Genomic DNA, 18575 nt, shown 5'->3' with positions numbered 1-18575 from the left:
GATTGACGAAATTGCATTTCAGACCAATTTACTTGCACTTAATGCTGCCGTAGAAGCTGCCCGTGCCGGTGAAGCTGGAAAAGGATTTGCAGTGGTCGCTGAAGAGGTACGCAATCTTGCCAAACGCAGCGCCACGGCAGCAAAATCTACTTCTGAGTTGATTGACGAATCGATCAGAAATGTCGACCAAGGCGTTCGTGCAATGAGCGAGGTTACTCACCATTTTGAGAAAATTCTGAGTAACATTAAGAATATCAATTCATTGATAGAAGGCGTTGCGAACGCCTCCCGCGATCAAAGCACCGGCATCGATCAAGTGAATATCGCGGTGTCTCAATTGAATGCGGTAACCCAGCAAAGTGCTGCCTCGAGTGAGGAATCGGCGGCAGCCGCGGAGTCGTTAAACGAGCAGGCACATTCCTTACGAGAAATCGTCGATGACTTTACGTTGCAGGAAAACCATAGCAGTGGTAAGCAAAGTGCAAATTCACGCTGGAATCGTCGGTTGATTTCGGGTTGAGTCACATTGAGTCTCATAATTAATAGAACAAGAAGAAAACGGGAGGAATGATCCTCCCGTTTTTCATTTTACGATATCGTGCGAAAGCACAATTACTTTACAATCGTGATCCGGCGTGATATCGAGCTGTTGGCGGTTTGCATTCGACAAAGATAGCTGCCCGAAGGCAATGTGCTTGCATTCCAATGGAAGTAAAACAAACCGGCAGTTGGGTGATTGCGTACGAATGACTCAATCTCTCTTCCCGATACATCGAATATTGTAATGGTAACGTTCTCCGGTCGCGACAAGGAGTACGCGATGGAGACCGCAGCATTCAAAGGATTTGGATAGATTTTTTCGATTGTCAGTGTTTGCGGAAGGAAAGTTATTTCTTGCTCTGGCGCTGATGAACCCTGTTCGATAAAATCTTCGACGTATCCAGCAAGCAAGTGGAAATCGGAATTATAGACCGCAGCGACCCCTCGTATTGTGTAGGTTCTACCTACCAATTCGGTTAATGGAATAGAATCACCGCTGGCGGTAAGCACACGCGTTAAACCGGTGTAATTCCATACTCGCAGTAATAGCGAGCCGGTGCTGTCGTCGAGTAAAATATTGGTTCCACCGCCCACACCGGAATCTACCGATACAATCGTACCTGTTGTTTGTATCCAACTTCCTGATGTGTAATACAGTGGGTTCCCAGTTTGGTATAAGTGTCTTTGCGCGGTTGTATCGCCGGTTTGGATTGGTATGGGACGCGGAAGGGGAAGGGTGTCCAATACTGTAAAAGTATTTGAACCGTTTATTTCTAAATATCCATTATACGTTGTTACAGATGCATTCATTCGGACATAGGCTCCCCGCACCATCCCGAAAAATGTTTCTGGTGCATCCCTTTCGCTGATGTACAAACCGATACAAGTAGTGGTATCGACGAGATAGGCATCGGTTCGGTGACTGCCGGATGAAGTTGGACGACCCGCAACGTAAACTAATTGTCCTTCCAACGAAATCGTTCTATAGAGGAAAGAATCGGGATAAGCAATGATCCGTTGATATTTCTCGGAGTTCGTTATCGCAACGGTAAACGAACGCTCATTGAATGCCGCAACTGCTCCCTCCGAATCGCGGGCATGAACGATGTAACGAATCGTATTACTTACTTGCGATTGGCTCGGAGGAAATGGCCCGGCGACTACCGAATAGGAACGATTATCGCCGCTTGTCATTGGAAGGGAATCGTAGGATAAGGAAGAGTTCAACCGAAAAGTCAGCCAAACGGCGCTGACTGCGGTTTCGATATCAGTAACGGTTGCCCGGAAGAATACGGAATCACTCGGAGTAGGAGTGAAAGGTGAATTCGACACGTTAGATATAATGGGAGCATTGTTCCCATAGGACTCAAAATCGATGTCCGAACGGGGTTCCAACTGATATGTCGTAGGAGTCATTTGGCGAAGATTTCCGGTGATCGATTGCAACGAATCCCCTACCATGAGCGGCAGATTCCACCGACCGCCTACCCCAAATCCTTTTACGTTAATCGAAGAAGTGCCATCGCTGATGGTAACACCATCGGTAGCGACAGCGGTTACTCGAACATTTGATACTTTAACTAACATGCCTTCGAATGGTTCGGCGGTGAATGCTACTGCAATCGACGAAACGGTTACGTTCGCGGGAAGAGGTTCCCATACATCAAGTTGCAACGCCATTATTGTGTCAGTTGTAAAAATATTAAGTTGGGTCTGCCCATTCCATTCAACAACTGTTCCAGTGAGGAAAACGCTATCACCCTCGTTGAAAGTGAGCTCTCTCGTCGTACGGGTTAATAAGCCGTGATACCCGGTCGTATCGCGATCCTGTACAAAGAAGCTCCTCGTACCACCGGCACCGGTGTTGACTCCGACACCCGTTACGATTGCCGCGATTCGTAAATGTTGATAGACATAGGGCGATGGTCCACCGGGGTTGGATGGATTGTATTGGATTTGGTGGACGGTGTAGATCTGCGAAAATGACACCGAACTAAGAATAAGTAGAAGAACAACCGCGAAAATACGCTTGCATGTTGTTAGCTGGACGATCATTGTACGTTCCGGTGAATGTAACTTTGCGAACAAAAGGAAATATTAATATTCGTAAATTCGTGTGATGCTACGAGCAGGCTTGTTATCGCTGCTCGCAGCGTTACACGATGAAAACGATTAAGAAATATTTCTACGACTTCACCTGCTGCTTTCCCAAGTATAACCACACAATCGTTCCACCCACTGTAATGAGCAGGAAGATTGCCGCCTGTACCGATACATTCATATTGCCATACGAAAATGCATCGGCACCCAACCGGAGTGCAGGAAGTGTGATTGCCGCGACAAGGATTGCGAGATAATTCCCGGCAAACACTTTCGAGAACAGCAAGTAAACGATAGCAATGAGGAGCGCTTGTTTCATCAAAACAAGCAGCATTTCTCCGCCATCGACTGCCTGCGCGGGAATGATGAGCAACAGGAAGAGTAGTAAGAAACGGCGCTGCCAACTCTTATGCAGAATATGTTGCCAGAGGTGCGCGAGAAATCCAATCATCGCGAGCATTGCAAATACTTTGGTAATCCACTCCGACAACATGCCGGTTATTGGTAACGGTACTTCCAGCAAATCGGGAATTCCCCACCCGGTGAATGCAATCCATGCCGGCTGCCAAGCGTTGAGCCACGCTTTGATGGCGCTCAGCAACAAAAACGCTCCAACTGCGGCAAGAGCTGCCAATAGCGCATTCACGGCATTGCGACGTTTCACAATTCCTTGTATTTGCGTCATGGCATTCGGATAGTGCGAGAGCAGAAATCCAATCGCCAACACAAAGAGGAAATACACCGCGATGGAACTGAGCAGCCAAGCGATAACAATCGACATTTTGAATACTGCCCACGGCGTTGCAATGTTCATGAAGTAAGCGCTCTTCATCGTGTGGAAGAGATTCAATTGTCCGATGAGAAAGAGTGCGCCGGGAAGCAGCGCGAGCTGGAACGCCGTTCGCCACGGCACTTCCCCTTTGCGCGCTTTCAGGATGAGGAGAATCGCCAGCCAGATTGCTAACGCTCCGATGAGTACCCCTTTGATGCTGTGGGCTACGGTACGGAAAACCGTCGAACCATCGCGCGCACGTTGCCACTTTTCCGGTAGCTTGTGGAATGCGCGCGTACTAACTGTGACGTAATTTCCTTCAACGACCGCAAACCGCCGGTACTTCGCTTCGCCAACATGACGTGGATCGTCAGGTTTCGCTTCGTAATAGAAGTAGTGATCGAGCCGGTGCGGGCGCTTATCGAGGGAATAATCTTTCAACTCAAATTCGGTGAGATTGACCCCACGTTTGATCAGCGTGGTCTCCACAATCGCGCGCGCGGAATCCTTCGAAAGTGAATCGCCAACCAACTCTTCAGGTAGGAACGACCGCATCGATTGCACAGCGCCACTGCGAGCATCGATTACCACCGTAAAGCGCAGCCGGTTCTCTGGTTTCCAAAACCGAACCATCCAACTCGAAACAAAACTATTTTCATCGAACCACTCGTTCGTTTTCGTCAGTGAGCGCCACTGCGATAAATAATATTTCGTTTCATGATCGGCTTCGATTCTATCGTTCCCGGATTGCACAAAGATCGCGTATTCTAATGTATCGGGATTCGCCCAACCGCTGCTCCGTAACGTATCGATAGCATTCTGTATCGCGATTTGTTTCGGAATCGGAAACGCAATGAAGTCGCCCAATTTTGTTGCCGGCACGATGGCGGCGATCACTCCAATGACAAGCAAGACAATTGCCAACGGTCGATTGATTTTTGTTATTGCCGCTGCCGGAGCAGTGTCGGGTATTGCGATTGTCTCCGGTACCGTTTCGGGAGTCGGTTCAACTTCGATGGCAACAGGTTCTGGTTCCGGTTTTGTTGGTAAAGTAAACTCAGCGTTGGTGAGTCCAACTTCCGGTAGGAATCCCCCTTTCCGGAAATAGAGCACCAATGCGACGATGAGCGGTATCACCAGCAGTCCGGTTGCAACATAAGCCGTCAAAACGAAGTACCAATTATCGCTACGGAACATCAGAAAGGCGGTATACATCGCATCGACGGTGTAGTGCCAAACCAACGCCGGGAGAATGCCCCACTTGAGCATGATGTAGCCGATGATCACGCCCGCTATGCCAACTTCGAGACCGCGGATATAAAACGGCTGATTCGGATACGACGAATGACCAAACCCCCAAATGAAGGCAGGAATTATGACCGCTATCCAAGTGAATTTGTTCTTGAAGAGTTTTTGCAAGAGCGGAATCGAAAAGACACGACTCATGAATTCTTCGCTGACCGCTGGGAAGAATCCAATGAACAAGACCGCAAGCCACGGCATCGCAGTATTGAGCAAATTATCGTAGGGGACATCGGAGGGACTCCACGCGCCGTAATGTTGCGCGGTGAGATAAAATACCACCTGATACGCAAAGAAAAAGGCGGTTAACGTGATTCCGAGAAATACCCCTTTGAAGCCGGTCTTCGTTTGAAGTGCGGAAAAAGTAAACATCTTCCCGATGGAGAATTTGTCGCCATAGCGTTCGCGGTAAATCGGTTCCGCCCAAGCCGTGAGCAGGAAAATGAAGAGCGCTTGCACCAAAGCGCCGCTAATATCGAGTAACAATCCGCGCGTGATTTCTCCCGACCAAGAGGACGCGGTTTTGAATCCATACAGTGTAAGCGGAAACTCATTCAGTACGTTGAGTAGTAATAGAACGAAGGTGATGCCGCCGAAGATCGACGCTAACCGCCACGGAATGTTCTTTTTTCGGACATTCATGAAGAAGACGATGACCATCGCAATCACAGTCAGGATTAATCCGATGGAAGCGAATTGCGACGCCATTTCATTGTAGCTGCGCAATTTTTCATAGGACGCGTACCACTTCTGCGGTACCCAGAGATACTCGCGGTAGCCGTCGACCCGGTCGCCTTGGATCGTGACCAGATAGCGGTAACTCGACTCTTTGACCGGTTCGATCCCTTTCGCTTTCCACTCGAAATTCCAATCGTCGCGATTCGGTCGACCGGTTTTGTTCGCCATGGTCGGTTCGAGCGATGCGAGCGATAGTCCCATCCGGTTCATTAAGAATTGCTCGGCAAGAACTCGAGCAGAGTCTTCTGGTAGGGATGCGCCAGCTTTCGTCTCCTCGATGTCGTGGTCGAACCAGACGATTTCCCCTTCTGGGGAAACGAAGACTTTGAACTCCTCTTTCGTACTCGGTTTGAACCAGCGGTGCTGCCAATACCAAAGCTTGATGGGGTGTCCCAAGTATTTGCTCGCAGCTTCGACGCCCAACTCTTTCTCGAGGTACGCCTTCGCGCCGCCACTGTAACCGAACCGGCTGACGTGCTTGTAATCGGCAGGTGGGGCGCCAACCGTCTGCGCGAGGAATTGCTCGGCGACTGCGCCTGCCGCAGTACGGTCGAGCTTAAAGTCGATGGTCGATTCTGGAAAGGCTTTGTGGAAGTACTGCCAGCCGATTGCAATGGAACCGGCAAGGACAAGTAGACAAATCAGTAAAAAGCGAAAATCGGGGGACTGCAACTTCACTCGTTCCATCGGAAACTCCTGTGGTTGCTAAGCAGTTATTAGTTCGCTACAAAATAAGGGGTCGTTTAGAGCTATCCAACGAAAAGCAGTAGGAATTACATTTTTCGGGAAATGGGGAAACGTTATTGACTCGCACGGAATGGAGCGTTAGTTTGCCAGTATGAGCGATACAATCAATATCGAATCGATCCGTAAAGTCGCCGCCGAAATTGCCGCCCGGTTCTCACCGGAACGGATAGTGCTGTTTGGGTCGCGTGCTACCGGAACGGCACAACCGGATTCGGATGTCGACTTGCTCATCGTTATGGAGTATGACGGGAAGTCGTATCGGAAAGCCGCTGAAATCCGATCCTCCCTTCAAATTCAGTTTGCGATGGATATTCTTGTGATCCGTCCTGCCGATTATCGGATGCGACTGCAAGAATTTGACCCAATCGTTGTTTCCGCCGAACGGGAAGGGATTGTGCTGTATGAACGAAACTTTACTGCGTTGGCTGTCTAAAGCAGACGGCGACTACAATACAGCGAAGCGCGAGTTAGCGGTAATCGAAAATCCAAATTATGACAGCGTTTTTTTTCATAGCCAACAATGTGTCGAGAAACTTTTCAAAGCATTGTTAATTCATAATTCTCAAACCCCACCTAAAATCCACGATTTGTTAGAACTCTATCGCATCATGATAGAATTCTACCCAGATATACGAATAAATGAGCACCGATTAACTCGATTAAGTTTAGGAGCTGTTAATTACCGTTATCCGTATGAGGAGGCGAACGAAGATGATGCTACAGAAGCATTTGAAACATGCCGCTCAATTCGCGAGATTATTCTACCGCTATTCAATTCGTAAGGAATCCGTGCTCTAACCTCGATATTAACATTGACTACAGACAGGTTTTCACATGCGCATTCAGGTAATTCTTACACTTCTCACACTCACAAGTATTTGCCTCGCCACTCCCCCCGACGCACTGGATGAAGCGCTTGCAAAGATCGAGTTAACCCGCAATGAGTTCCGGGTCGATCCCCTCTTCTGGCAACATCGCGCCGGTACGGTGGGAGTACTCCCCGTATTCAACCAATGGTTCCTCGAACCGACTCGCATTCCGTTCTGGGAGCAATTCTATCGCAACGGTTTTTACAGTAGCGATGGGAAACTCCACAACCTCACAGCTATCGCGTCAACCATCGCCGGCATTGCGACGCGGCGCGATCTCATCCCGCCGACACCGTCGGACAAGTATTTTACGCGGGCGAGCGAACCCAATGCGTTGCATCGGGCAATACTGCAACTCGATGCTACCGCGACTGTTCCCTCCCTCGAACCCATCCCGCCAGCGATACAACAAGCGGCGGCGGCGATTCTGTTTGCTGCTCACGACGCCTTCGCAAAACGCGAGCTTGCAATGCGCACTTTATCACAAGAACAACGGGAAGCCTTGTACAAAGCATTAAGCGAGCCGTTGGAGCGCGCATCCGATGATACCGTTTCGACGCCGCCGCCACGCAGCGAAGCGGAAGAGTGGAAAGCATTTTATTCGCAATTCGATGCATTGAATCAAGTCGATTGGAATCCATTATCAGCAGCCGCCGACGACCTGACTTCCGTGATCGACCGGGTTATCGATTCCCTGACGGTTAACCCATCTCAGGATAAATTCCAGTTTGTGTGCAATACCCGTTACGGAAAAATTTTCCTGAATGGGAGTGGTAACGATACGTACCCCCGCGATTCCTATCTATTGATTTTTGACGGCAGTGGAGATGATAAATACTCCTCCGGCGGTGCGTCCAGTAGCATCAGCGCACCACTCGGCATCTTGATCGATGGCGCTGGTAACGATGAATATCTCGCTGGGATGAATCTTCCGGCTTTCGGGGTCGGCATCCTCGGCTGGGGCTTTCTGATCGATCAGGCAGGCAACGACAGTTATCAATCAAGCGGATTCTATGCCCAAGGAGCCGGCGTCGGCGGTTTCGGAATTTTGCTCGACCGTGCCGGTGACGACCAATATTCCGCGAATGGTAGTGCCCAAGGCTTCGGTCTTTATGGTGTCGGCGTCTTGAACGATATCGCCGGCAACGACCAGTACCATAGCTATTTGAACAGCCAAGGCTGCGGCTTGCCGCGCGGGGTGGGCGTTCTACTGGACAATACCGGAAACGATTCCTATACCGCCAACGATACCGATATCCGCTTCCCGAGTCCGCAATCGAACCAACATAATGCGAATATGTCGCAAGGGGCGGGCTACGGTTTCCGCCGCGATTACGTCGATGGGAGATCACTCGGCGGCGGGGTCGGAATGTTGCTCGACGGGAATGGGAATGATACCTATTTCGGTGGCGTTTTTGTCCAAGCAGTAGGGTATTGGTACGGGATCGGTATCTTAGACGACCGCTCCGGCGACGACAACTATCGCGGCGTCTGGTACTCGCAATCGGCAACGGCTCATTTCGGCATCAGCTATTTATCCGAAGGGGCGGGCAACGACCGCTACGAATCGGTGATGACGATGGGCATCGGCGCGGCGCACGATTTCTCAGCTTCGGTGTTTTATGACTCCACCGGAAACGATGAGTATAACGCGAAAGCGAATGCGGTTGGGCGTTCCTTAAATAGCAGCGTCGCACTATTCGTCGATGGCGACGGGGATGATACCCATCGGGAAGGATGCAATCTCGGCGAATCGCACAACGACTCGAAAATCGGCGTGCGGGCGTTTATGCTGTCGGCGGCGGTTTTCCTCGACCTTGCCGGGAAAGACAACTATCCAGAAAAAACGCTCGCGAATAATTCGCAACGTATCCAAACCACGACTGAAACCCTCCCTGTTCTCAAGGGAATCGGGTACGATGTTACCAACGGAACGATTCTATTCAAACCCAACTGGAAAAAGTAACCCCATTTGTCAAAATATATAACCCTATCTCACAATCGGGTTGCAATGGGCTTATGGTGCTTAGCTGATTATCTTGCCATAATTCTGTTCTTCTTGTATTTTGTTATCAATACAATAACAGCCTGTATTCATGGATCAGCATCACTCACAAGTTACCAGACTTGTTACGATAATTCGTTAATGACGAATAGCACACGCATATTTATAATTCTAAGAAACGCAGGCTGAAGCCTGCGGCTACCCTTTTTGTCTAAAGAAACATGTCGGAAACCAATCCTAAAGTTGTCAATGAAACCCTTTGTACGCACTGCGGAACGCCAGTGCCGGAGCAATTGTTGCGCCCCGGGCCGAGCGAGCAATTCTGTTGCAACGGTTGCGCCACTGTCTACGGGATTCTCCACGGCTGCGATTTGGAGGAGTACTACCGGCTGCGAAAAGAGTTATCCGACGATGTTAAACGACCGGCGAAAGTCACCGGGAAAGACTATTCCGGGTTCGACGATCCCGCGTTCCTATCCCAAACAGCGCGAAAACTACCCGGTGGATTACTTGAAATCGAATTATATGTCGAAGGGACGCATTGCATCGCCTGCGCTTGGCTCATCGAGAAAATTCTCCTCGAACGCGAACATGCCCGTTCGGCGCGATTGGATTTGGGACGCAGCGTTGTTCTCATCGTATTCGATCCGGTCGCACAGAAACTCAGCGACTTCGCCCACGCCCTCGACCGCATCGGTTATCCACCTCATCCACTCTCCGACAATGCGACGACTTCGCTCCGCGACACCGACCGCAAACTATTGATCCGAATGGGTGTTGCCGCCGCCGGCGCCGGTAACATCATGCTACTCGCCTTCGCTCTGTATGCTGGGGAATTCAGCGGTATCGAACCACAGTACGCGTCGCTCTTCCGGTGGATCTCGTTGGGACTTGCCCTCCCGGTTGTTACCTATGCCGCCTATCCGTTCTACCTCGGCGCATGGAACGGATTGCGGAATAAAGTCGCGGCGATGGATTTACCGATTGCGCTGGGTATCCTCGTAAGTTTTTTCGCGAGTACCATTGCAACGTGGCAACAGCGCAGCGAAGTTTATTTCGATAGCGTCACTTCGTTGGTTTTTCTGCTGCTAGTGGGACGATATGTACTCGCACGGGCAAACCGCTGGGCAAGCGAAGCGAGTGTGACCTTACTCTCGGCAATGCCGAAAATCGTACACGGCATCGAGAATAATGGAACAGTCGATAAACCACTCACTGAGGTACATACCGGCGACAAACTGCAAATCCTTCCGGGTGAAACGATTCCGGTCGATGGTGAATTGCTTACCGACGAAGCACTCATCTCCGAAGCGTCTTTCACCGGGGAAGCGAAACCCCGGAAAGTAATTCGTGGAGAAGTTATTTTTGCCGGTAACATCGTTGTCGAGCGTCCGGTGCAACTGCGCGCCGTTGCCATTGGGGAAGCGACTAGGTTAGGAAAGCTATCGCAGATGATGCGCGAAGCGGCTGCCAAGCGCGCCCCCTTCACCGTCATCACCGACCGTATCGCCGGGTGGTTTGTTTCCAGTATCATTCTGTTGGCGACCCTGACGATTGTGCTCTGGTGGCAAATCGATCCCACGAAGGCGTTATGGTATGGCGTAGCGATGTTAGTGGTGACTTGCCCCTGCGCGCTTGGGTTAGCGGTTCCCATTTCATTTGCTACTGCGATTGGTTTCGCCGCCAAACAAGGCATATTCATCCGTGGAGCGCCGATACTCGAGCGGCTGGCTGCCATCGACCGCGTCATGCTCGATAAAACCGGAACCTTGACTGAAGGGGCAACCCGGTTACTTTCGACACGCTATTTTTCCGATCTTACACAAGCCGACCAAGAAAAAATTACACAAGCAGTCGCAGCAATCGAAGCGCACTCGACGCACCATCTCGCCGCCGCCTTCCAACGAACCGCTGCGACAACACTCGCAGTTTCGCAGGTACAACAAATCGCGGGACACGGTATCCGCGGCGTTGTCCAATTTCCCGATAGTAACGCGCAATCCTTCGTTATCGGAACCTATCCCTTTGTCGCGGGCGGTAGGCACCCCACCGATGCGATGAATGCGGCAATGCAGGAACTCGATGCGTTGGGAGCGACACCAGTGTGGGTGAGCCGGGATGAGGAAATCGTTGCATTGTATGCGATTGGTGACGCCCTCCGCTCCGACGCGAAAACAGCAATCGAAGATATTCATCGCCAAAACATCACTTGTGAAATTCTCTCCGGCGATAGCTTTGCTGCCGTAAAAAAAGTTTCCGATCAATTAGCGATTGGCAACTACAACGCCAGCGTTTCACCGGAAGCGAAACTCGAGCGAGTACAAGCAGTTATGTCGAAAAACGCGGTGGTTGCAATGGTGGGCGACGGGGTGAACGATGCGGCGGCATTAGCGGCAGCCGATGTCGGCATCAGTCCCGCCGGCAGTGCGGAAGTTTCGCGCGAAGCGGCAGGGGTTTTTCTAATCGAACCGGGGATCGGACAAGTCGCTGCGCTATTACGATTGGCGAAACAGGCGATGCATCGCATCCGTTGGAATCTTACGATCTCGATTGCGTACAACTTAGTAGGCGCAACCCTAGCCATCACGGGTCATGTGACGCCGTTGGTCGCCGCGATCCTGATGCCGCTTTCCAGTTTGACGGCGCTATATCTCGCTACGCGAAAGGGATTCGTTTGGAAGTAATTTACCTCATGCTGCCGATCTCGTTGGGGATTGTATTGGTCGCGGTCGCCGCCTTCCTATGGGCGAGTAAGCGAAAGCAGTTCGACGATCTTGACACGCCGGCGAAACGCATTTTGCTTGACGATCCACCGCCGCCCGAACCGACACCTCCACCAACAAAAAAGCGGGACTAAGCCCGCTTTTCGTCATACTTCCAAATAATTTTCGATTAGAATATCGATTAGAATTCAGAAAGATCGTCCATGTCGAGTGGTATCACCTCATCGGCTCGCCCGCTTCTCCGCTCGGGTAATGCCTTCAGTGGTCTCCGTTCAGAACGGTTCGGCAGCGCTTCCATCGGCTTCGCTCCAGTGCCAATTCGCTTCTGGGCACTTGCCCTGCGCTCGTTAAGCACAAATTCACTCACCAAGTTGCTCATCTCAGTCGATTGACTATTGAGCGATTCGGAAGCGCTTGCCGCTTCTTCGCTGCTCGCTGCATTCTGCTGAGTAACGGAACTGAGTTGCGAAAGCGCGATGTTTACCTGTTTCAATCCTTCCGATTGCTGTACGGCAGCCGTCGAGATCGAATCCAACGAGGTGTTAATCGCTTTCAAATCTAACTGAATTTGCTGGAAGTGGTCGGCAACTTCGCGGGTAATCACAACACCGCTGTCGGCATTCTTTCGCGATTCGTCGATGAGCTCGGTAGTGGATTTTGCCGCGGCGGCGCTGCGTTGCGCAAGGTTACGCACTTCCTCGGCGACAACGGCAAACCCCTTTCCGGCTTCACCGGCACGTGCCGCTTCCACGGCAGCATTTAATGCCAATAAATTCGTTTGGAACGCGATTTCGTCGATGGTCTTGATGATTTTCGAGGTACGGTCGGCGGAGTCTTTGATTCTGCCAATTTCCGCCGTCATCTTCTCCATAGCGATGTTGCCCTTGTCGGCATTTCGTACTGCGCCCTCCGAGGTGCGAACCGAAGCAGCGCTATTGGATGCGGTCTGCTCAGTCATCGCGGAAATCTCTTCCACTGTTGCCGACACTTCCTCCAGCGATGCCGCTTGCTCCGAAGCACCTTGTGCCAACGCCTGACTGCTCCGACTGATTTCGTGCGCCGCTTCGGATATCCTATCAGCCGAGTCTGCAACAGCGCTCATTCCTTGTTCCAAATTGTTGGCTGTTTCATTAACAGCATTTTTCAAACGGTTGTAATCACCTTTCAGATCACGAACGATCCGAACTGTCAGGTCCTTATCGGCAATTCGTTCAAGCGTTGACAGCGTTTCCTCGATTGGCTGCGAGAAAGTTTCCAGTACTTGGTTGAATCCGACGATAATCTCTTTATAAGCTCCATCGAAAGCACGATCGTTACCACGCGCTTTGAGATTACCTTGATGTGCCTGAAAGACAAGTGTATCCAATTCCTGCTTTATCTTAACTAAATTCTCGACAACTCCATTGTAGGAGTTTGCAACAATGTCTTTATCGTCAGCTGGACTTATTTTTGTCGATAAATCGCCGTTCGAAACTTTTTGCAGTGCACTCACAACGTTGTCGAGCCGCTCGGCGAAGTTGTCGATCGAAGATCCAATTAGACCGATTTCGTCTTTACCCGGCACATGAACACGGTTTCCTAAATGCCCTTTTTCAAGCTCTTGCATCATGTCGACCATTCGGTCAAGCGGACGAGCAATGTTCGATCCGAAGAAGATTCCCACTGCAACGGTGAAAACTAATGAAATCAAAGTGATAGCGATGATGATGTAATAAATCCGACTGGACTTTGCCCTCTCATCTTCTTGCGCTTTAGTCGCTTCTTCGCGAATCGCTGATAACAGCGCAAGTAAAGGTGGACTAATCTGGCTGCAAATCAAGCGAGAGCGGACTGCTGCGTCAATAAGTTTTGTATTCAATTCGACGACAGATTGATTCGTCGATTTATCGTTAGAGCCAAGTTTACGATCAATTTGCTTACTAGTTTCGATAGCCTCCTTGTTGATTTTCTCCCACTCCGATAACAACCCTGTTAGCTCGCTCCACTCAGTCTGATAAGTAGGATTATCCTTTAATAAACTATCCAAGAACTGCTTGGCGGTAGCAATTGTTTTCAATGCATTCGCGTTTGAAACATAGAGGTCATCGGTTAAGCCTCTTGTTCGAAAATCGTAAACAGCCAACCCGAATTCTGCCGAGACTGCAAGGTTTAGTGACCCTTTCATTTCGTGGAGAGTATTTTGTACCGGAGTAAAATAACTGATATGCCGATCATTAGTCTTGACAATTTCTTCGATGGTAGAATCGAAAAACCAACCGATTACCAAGGAAGTGACAGCGATTGCGATTGATACACCCAGTAGTTTGGTGCGAATTGGAATATCGTCGATAACCATAGGTTAATCCTTTTCATTGAAGGTTAAAGATTTCATTGATGGTGGGTTAAAACGCAACAAGATATTGCTTGTAGTGAGCGCGCCAAAACAATCTGATCACTTCGCAAGCAATTGTCGGGTAGTTTTCGCAGTTGGCAAATCTTTGAAGCTCTCAATATTTTCGTATAACATTATAAATATTTGCCAATTGCACAATACCACTCTATTTCATTTTGAAAGAAAGTCCACGACTATTCGCAACTCACATCTGTCCACTCAAATTGAATTCTCTAAGAGGCAAATTGCACTTCATTCATTTTCAAAAACTCCCCAAGAGTCAAAACAATAAGACATGATTTTTGCAAAGCTTCTCCACAATCATCGATTCAGGATTGCTTTGTGATTAACACGCATGTTAGCTTCCCATCACACTGTTTTTGTATTGGGGGATCGGTTGAATCGGACGCATTGAGAAAGCTAAACAAACAAAGAGTGATCAATAATTTTCACATAAGTAAAGGTCACTGAGCGAAAATATATATACGCAACAAGAGTAACGACACGACGAAATCGCTTTACAAAATGCAATTTAATCAACATTCTATACATACAAATGTATCTAACGAGTTTGACATCTCATTAATATATTGTAAATTAAATGTAGTAATCACTCCGCTTCGATCTTGCTTTGTCTTTGTAAACTTATTTTATGCGATACCAGCAATGACTGGAAATATTGATCAATGAGAGTGAAGAAACTACAGTTTTTGCAGTCCTCTGCCTGCCCAGTGTGCACCAACACTCCGCTGCAAAGAGAGCGTCACAATTGTGTTTTCATCCAAACGATTCATGGAAACATACCCCATCGCCATGTTTGTTCACATCTCAGTTTTGTATCTGTTCAATGAGTTGACATTGTTGTTTAACCCTTTTTCAAAAGGTGACCTCGATGGATAACATTGAAGCAAAGCGTGAATTAGTACAAGAGACCATGAGTTTTTTAGGTGCCTTAGCTTGTGGAATGGAAGAGACTCTTGGTGAAACTTCTACCAGCATTTCAATCAAGGCTGGCGAGAAATTCGGCAAGAGTCTTTCAAAAGGCGCCGCCCACACCACCAATATTCAAGAAGCCCTCGCCGAACTTGATCAGCTGCTGGTAGCCAATAACTGCTTGTGGCACATCGAGTGTTTCAAACCCTCAGCGCAGCCGGAAATGACGATTCCCAAAGACGACGGCTATGAAGTCATGTTAGTTTTCCGTGATTGCATGATTCGACAAGCGCTCTTCCGCTATGGACACCCCCAAAAAGGTTCACTTTGCCATCTCACCAGTGGCTTCCTTTCCGCAGCGATGGAATCAATCACTGGCAATCAATCAACCGTGGAAATAGTTCATGCCGGTGAGAATGCATGCTATAAACGGTTGATTATCAAGACCCGGGAAAACACAAAGTAGACTTATTCCCAATCAGCTCTTCTTGGAGGATACCGCGATGAGCGATCGAAAAGTAACAATCAATATCGAGTGGTTGAGTGACTGTGGCGGCTGTCATGTCGGAATCGTCGATTCACATGAGAAAATTCTGGATATACTTGGGGCAGTAGAGATACAACATTGTCCCGTTTTAACGGATATCAAGGATTATCCCCCCGCAGATTTGGGTTTGGTGTCGGGTGCGATCCGCAGTGAACACGATCTTCATGCCGCGCTCGAGATGCGAAAGAGTTGCAAGAACATTGTCGCGTTTGGGACCTGTGCTGTGTATGGTGGAATCCCCGGAGCAAGCATCGTTCACTCTCGGGAAGACATACTCAATACAGTTTATGTCGACAATAAAACAACGGTCACCCACACCCCTCCGATGTCAAGAGTTTCCAAACTTGAGAAGTTGGTTACCCCGCTTGATGAAGTAATTCCCGTCGATTTGTATTTACCAGGCTGCCCGCCCCACGCTGCGTTTATTTTCGATGCGTTACTCGCACTTGTCAACGGTCGTCCGCCCAAAGCAAAGGATGAATCCGTTTGTGCAAGTTGTGAGCGGACGATGAAAAAAACCGACACCACCAAAATCAAACAAAATCATGATGGTCTACCGGACAAAGACACCTGCCTGTTGAGTCAAGGATATCTTTGCTTAGGTTCAATCACCTTAGACCGCTGTTTAGCACCGTGCCCGATCAACGGTGTTACTTGTACCGGATGCGCGGGGCCAACCATGCAAGTACTCACCGAACCGAACCGCGATATCAGAACGGAGTTAGCTGACCGGATGAGTCGATTAACGAAGATACCACAGGCTGATATTCAAAAAACGATCGAGCGTCAATCGAAATCCCATTACTCTTATGCAATGGCGTCGAAGATGATTGGCCAGAAACCGACCTTTCTAATTAAGAAGTGGATCGCCGAAGTGGAAGAGGAGAGACTGTGAGCAAAACATTTGTTATTGATCCCGTCACACGGATTGAAGGACATGCGAAAGTGTTTCTTGATGTCGGCGACGACGGAAAACTAATCGACGGTGGTTTGGTGGTCAACGAACTGCGCGGTTTTGAACGAATACTGGTCGGGGTCGAAGCGGATCGGGTTCCCTTGATTACGGCGCGGATTTGCGGGGTTTGTCCGTCGGCACATCACCTTGCAGCATCGAAAGCTTTGGATGCCGCCGCTGGTGTCGTACCACCGCCGGCGGCGGTGTTACTGCGCGAACTGCTTTTCATGGGTCACATGATTCATTCCCACGTCCTCTCATTGTTTGTTTTATCAGGACCGGATCTGGTGTTGGGTCTCGATTCCAATCCGGCGACCCGAAATATCGTCGGGGTTGTCAAAGCGGTTCCCGAAATTGCCAAAAAAGCGCTCCAATTGCGAACCATCGGACAACGAATCAACGAGATGATCGGTGGACGAGGAATTCATCCGGTGACTTCAGTCGCTGGCGGGATTTCCTTCAAACTCGATCAAGAGAAACATGCAACTTTGGTTAATTGGACCGATGAGGCGTTATCGCTTGCCTGCGAATTGCTACCAATAATCAAGTCGCTTTTCCGCAAACTGTTGGAGGCGAATCCTGCAATTCTGGCAACTTGGACGTTTCCGACATGGTATATGGGCACAGTCAAGAATGGTAAACTGAGTTACTGTGATGGCAACTTGCGGATTATTGATGAAAATGGCAACATCAAACGTGAGTTCTCTGCGCTGGAGTACAGTGATTTCATCGTTGAATCAGCATTGGATTGGTCATACATGAAGCCGGTGTACTTCAAAAATGGCGAGATATCACAATCTTACCGGGTCGGAACACTGGCGAGAATCAACTGTGCAGATTCGTTTGACACTCCGTTAGCGGAACACGAGTTGACCGAATTTCGAGCGGAGTTTGGACGACCTGCCCATTGTAGTGTGATGCAAATATTTGCCCGGGCAATCGAGTTGATTTACTCGTGCGAAAACGCAAAGCGGATAGTCGCAAACCCGGCGATATGGGGAGAAACCCGAGTCCCCGTGAAGTTTCGTGGCAGCCGGGGCGTCGGTCACGTTGAAGCACCACGGGGTACGTTAATCCACGATTATGAGATTGACGAAGATGGCATTGTGCGCTCAGCAAACCTGATTGTTGCAACTCAGCAGAACTATTCCGCCATCAATCGGGGAATAATGCAGGCGGCGTCATCCCATGTAATCGGTAAGAACGATAAAGAAGCGCTCAACGCGGTTGAGTTTTCGATTCGATGTTTTGATCCATGCCTCTCCTGCGCGACTCATGCGGCGGGTCAGATGCCGTTAATCATCGAAGTTCGACACAACGGAGAAACAATTCGACAAATCAGGAGGAACGCTGATGCTGCGAGTTGAGATACACGATAAGGCGTGTCGCGGGTGTCAAATGTGCGTCGATATTTGTCCGACCGACGTCTTTTCGTTCGACGAGTTTACTATGAAAGCAAGTGTGAAAATCGCTACCGACTGTATCGCTTGCTTAAGCTGTTCATACTTGTGTCCCTCCCATGCGATTACTCACTTCGAATATCATGTCACAAAAAACTTCTACCGTGACTTAGAATTCACCAGTCGGATGGGGAGGTTTCTATGAATCTCGAATCAGAACAGAAACTTACGCAAGAAGACTACGGAAATGCGTTTTCCGAGCTGTCATTTCTGCTGGACATCTATTCCGAAACAATCAATGACTTAATGGGTGGATCGATCGATTCGGTTGGCCGCATAACCGGCAGGGAAATGGCAAAAAAAATTCCCATCTACCTGACCGATCTAAGCCCCGAGAGTGTAATGCAATCGGTTACCGAATATCTGAAACACGGTTTCGATATCAGTTGTAGCTGCCAAGATCACAACGTTGGTATCAAAATTGAGCGATGCGTTATCCGAAAAGTGTGTGAGAACCGGAATCTTCCACTTGGTGGACCATTGTGCCGGATCTTTCACAGTTATCTCGATGGT

The 18575-nt window shown here is 49.3% G+C and carries 14 protein-coding genes; 11 read left to right on the top strand and 3 right to left on the bottom strand.

The window, feature by feature from the left end; all coding sequences use genetic code 11:
- A partial coding sequence (locus OEM52_07580; protein MDK9699987.1) for a methyl-accepting chemotaxis protein occupies nucleotides 1-520 on the top strand: 520 nt, incomplete at its 5' end.
- 92 nt (nucleotides 521-612) lie between these two features.
- On the opposite strand, the gene OEM52_07575 is transcribed toward OEM52_07580, so the two are convergent.
- Both OEM52_07575 and OEM52_07570 read right to left on the bottom strand, forming a co-directional pair.
- A complete protein-coding gene (locus tag OEM52_07575) occupies nucleotides 613-2595 on the bottom strand; it encodes a T9SS type A sorting domain-containing protein (GenBank protein MDK9699986.1) in 1983 nt (660 codons plus the stop codon).
- A 130-nt stretch (nucleotides 2596-2725) separates the two neighbouring features.
- Nucleotides 2726-6139 carry a CPBP family intramembrane metalloprotease gene (locus tag OEM52_07570; GenBank protein MDK9699985.1) on the bottom strand — a complete coding sequence of 1138 codons (3414 nt, stop codon included), beginning with the start codon at nucleotides 6137-6139 and terminating at the stop codon, nucleotides 2726-2728.
- A 151-nt stretch (nucleotides 6140-6290) separates the two neighbouring features.
- On the opposite strand from OEM52_07570, the gene OEM52_07565 reads away from it, so the two are divergent.
- The 5 genes from OEM52_07565 to ccoS all read left to right on the top strand — a co-directional run bounded on the left by OEM52_07565 (nucleotide 6291) and on the right by ccoS (nucleotide 11930).
- Entirely contained in the window at nucleotides 6291-6632 is a 342-nt protein-coding gene (locus OEM52_07565) for a nucleotidyltransferase domain-containing protein (protein ID MDK9699984.1), read from the top strand.
- Nucleotides 6601-6981, top strand: a complete 381-nt coding sequence (locus OEM52_07560; GenBank protein MDK9699983.1) for a HEPN domain-containing protein — start codon at nucleotides 6601-6603, stop codon at nucleotides 6979-6981. Before OEM52_07565 ends, OEM52_07560 begins: the two co-directional genes overlap by 32 nt.
- A gap of 52 nt (nucleotides 6982-7033) precedes the next feature.
- Entirely contained in the window at nucleotides 7034-9034 is a 2001-nt protein-coding gene (locus OEM52_07555) for a hypothetical protein (GenBank protein MDK9699982.1), read from the top strand.
- Between the two features lie 260 nt (nucleotides 9035-9294).
- Nucleotides 9295-11757, top strand: coding sequence for a heavy metal translocating P-type ATPase (locus tag OEM52_07550; protein ID MDK9699981.1), 2463 nt, complete (start codon nucleotides 9295-9297; stop codon nucleotides 11755-11757).
- An 8-nt stretch (nucleotides 11758-11765) separates the two neighbouring features.
- Entirely contained in the window at nucleotides 11766-11930 is a 165-nt protein-coding gene (ccoS, locus tag OEM52_07545) for a cbb3-type cytochrome oxidase assembly protein CcoS (protein MDK9699980.1), read from the top strand.
- Nucleotides 11931-11977: 47 nt separating this feature from the next.
- Here ccoS and OEM52_07540 read toward each other — a convergent pair whose 3' ends face one another.
- Nucleotides 11978-14131 carry a methyl-accepting chemotaxis protein gene (locus OEM52_07540; GenBank protein ID MDK9699979.1) on the bottom strand — a complete coding sequence of 718 codons (2154 nt, stop codon included), beginning with the start codon at nucleotides 14129-14131 and terminating at the stop codon, nucleotides 11978-11980.
- A gap of 928 nt (nucleotides 14132-15059) precedes the next feature.
- Here OEM52_07540 and OEM52_07535 point away from each other — a divergent pair.
- The 5 genes from OEM52_07535 to OEM52_07515 all read left to right on the top strand — a co-directional run.
- Nucleotides 15060-15566, top strand: a complete 507-nt coding sequence (locus tag OEM52_07535; GenBank protein MDK9699978.1) for a hypothetical protein — start codon at nucleotides 15060-15062, stop codon at nucleotides 15564-15566.
- Between the two features lie 37 nt (nucleotides 15567-15603).
- Nucleotides 15604-16542, top strand: coding sequence for a methyl viologen-reducing hydrogenase (locus OEM52_07530; GenBank protein MDK9699977.1), 939 nt, complete (start codon nucleotides 15604-15606; stop codon nucleotides 16540-16542).
- The gene (locus OEM52_07525) at nucleotides 16539-17969 is read left to right on the top strand and encodes a Ni/Fe hydrogenase subunit alpha (protein MDK9699976.1); all 1431 of its coding nucleotides are present in this window, start codon (nucleotides 16539-16541) and stop codon (nucleotides 17967-17969) included. Before OEM52_07530 ends, OEM52_07525 begins: the two co-directional genes overlap by 4 nt.
- Entirely contained in the window at nucleotides 17956-18207 is a 252-nt protein-coding gene (locus OEM52_07520) for a 4Fe-4S dicluster domain-containing protein (protein MDK9699975.1), read from the top strand. The genes OEM52_07525 and OEM52_07520 overlap by 14 nt, the downstream gene beginning before the upstream one ends.
- A partial coding sequence (locus tag OEM52_07515; protein MDK9699974.1) for a hypothetical protein occupies nucleotides 18204-18575 on the top strand: 372 nt, incomplete at its 3' end. The genes OEM52_07520 and OEM52_07515, both read left to right, overlap by 4 nt.

It is taken from the genome of bacterium (assembly GCA_030247525.1).
Classification (GTDB): Bacteria; Electryoneota; JAOADG01; order JAOADG01; family JAOADG01; genus JAOTSC01.
The sequence above is the reverse complement of the archived record's forward strand: the minus strand, read 5'-3'. Positions and strand labels throughout refer to the sequence as shown.

Bases quoted from the DNA above. Each gene is read 5' to 3' on its own strand.
- OEM52_07560 (MDK9699983.1), top strand. From the start codon at position 6,601: ATGAACGAAACTTTACTGCGTTGGCTGTCTAAAGCAGACGGCGACTAC.
- OEM52_07575 (MDK9699986.1), bottom strand. From the start codon at position 2,595: ATGATCGTCCAGCTAACAACATGCAAGCGTATTTTCGCGGTTGTTCTT.
- ccoS (MDK9699980.1), top strand. From the start codon at position 11,766: ATGCTGCCGATCTCGTTGGGGATTGTATTGGTCGCGGTCGCCGCCTTC.
- OEM52_07540 (MDK9699979.1), bottom strand. From the start codon at position 14,131: ATGGTTATCGACGATATTCCAATTCGCACCAAACTACTGGGTGTATCA.
- OEM52_07565 (MDK9699984.1), top strand. From the start codon at position 6,291: ATGAGCGATACAATCAATATCGAATCGATCCGTAAAGTCGCCGCCGAA.
- OEM52_07570 (MDK9699985.1), bottom strand. From the start codon at position 6,139: ATGGAACGAGTGAAGTTGCAGTCCCCCGATTTTCGCTTTTTACTGATT.
- OEM52_07530 (MDK9699977.1), top strand. From the start codon at position 15,604: ATGAGCGATCGAAAAGTAACAATCAATATCGAGTGGTTGAGTGACTGT.
- OEM52_07520 (MDK9699975.1), top strand. From the start codon at position 17,956: ATGCTGCGAGTTGAGATACACGATAAGGCGTGTCGCGGGTGTCAAATG.
- OEM52_07535 (MDK9699978.1), top strand. From the start codon at position 15,060: ATGGATAACATTGAAGCAAAGCGTGAATTAGTACAAGAGACCATGAGT.
- OEM52_07550 (MDK9699981.1), top strand. From the start codon at position 9,295: ATGTCGGAAACCAATCCTAAAGTTGTCAATGAAACCCTTTGTACGCAC.
- OEM52_07555 (MDK9699982.1), top strand. From the start codon at position 7,034: ATGCGCATTCAGGTAATTCTTACACTTCTCACACTCACAAGTATTTGC.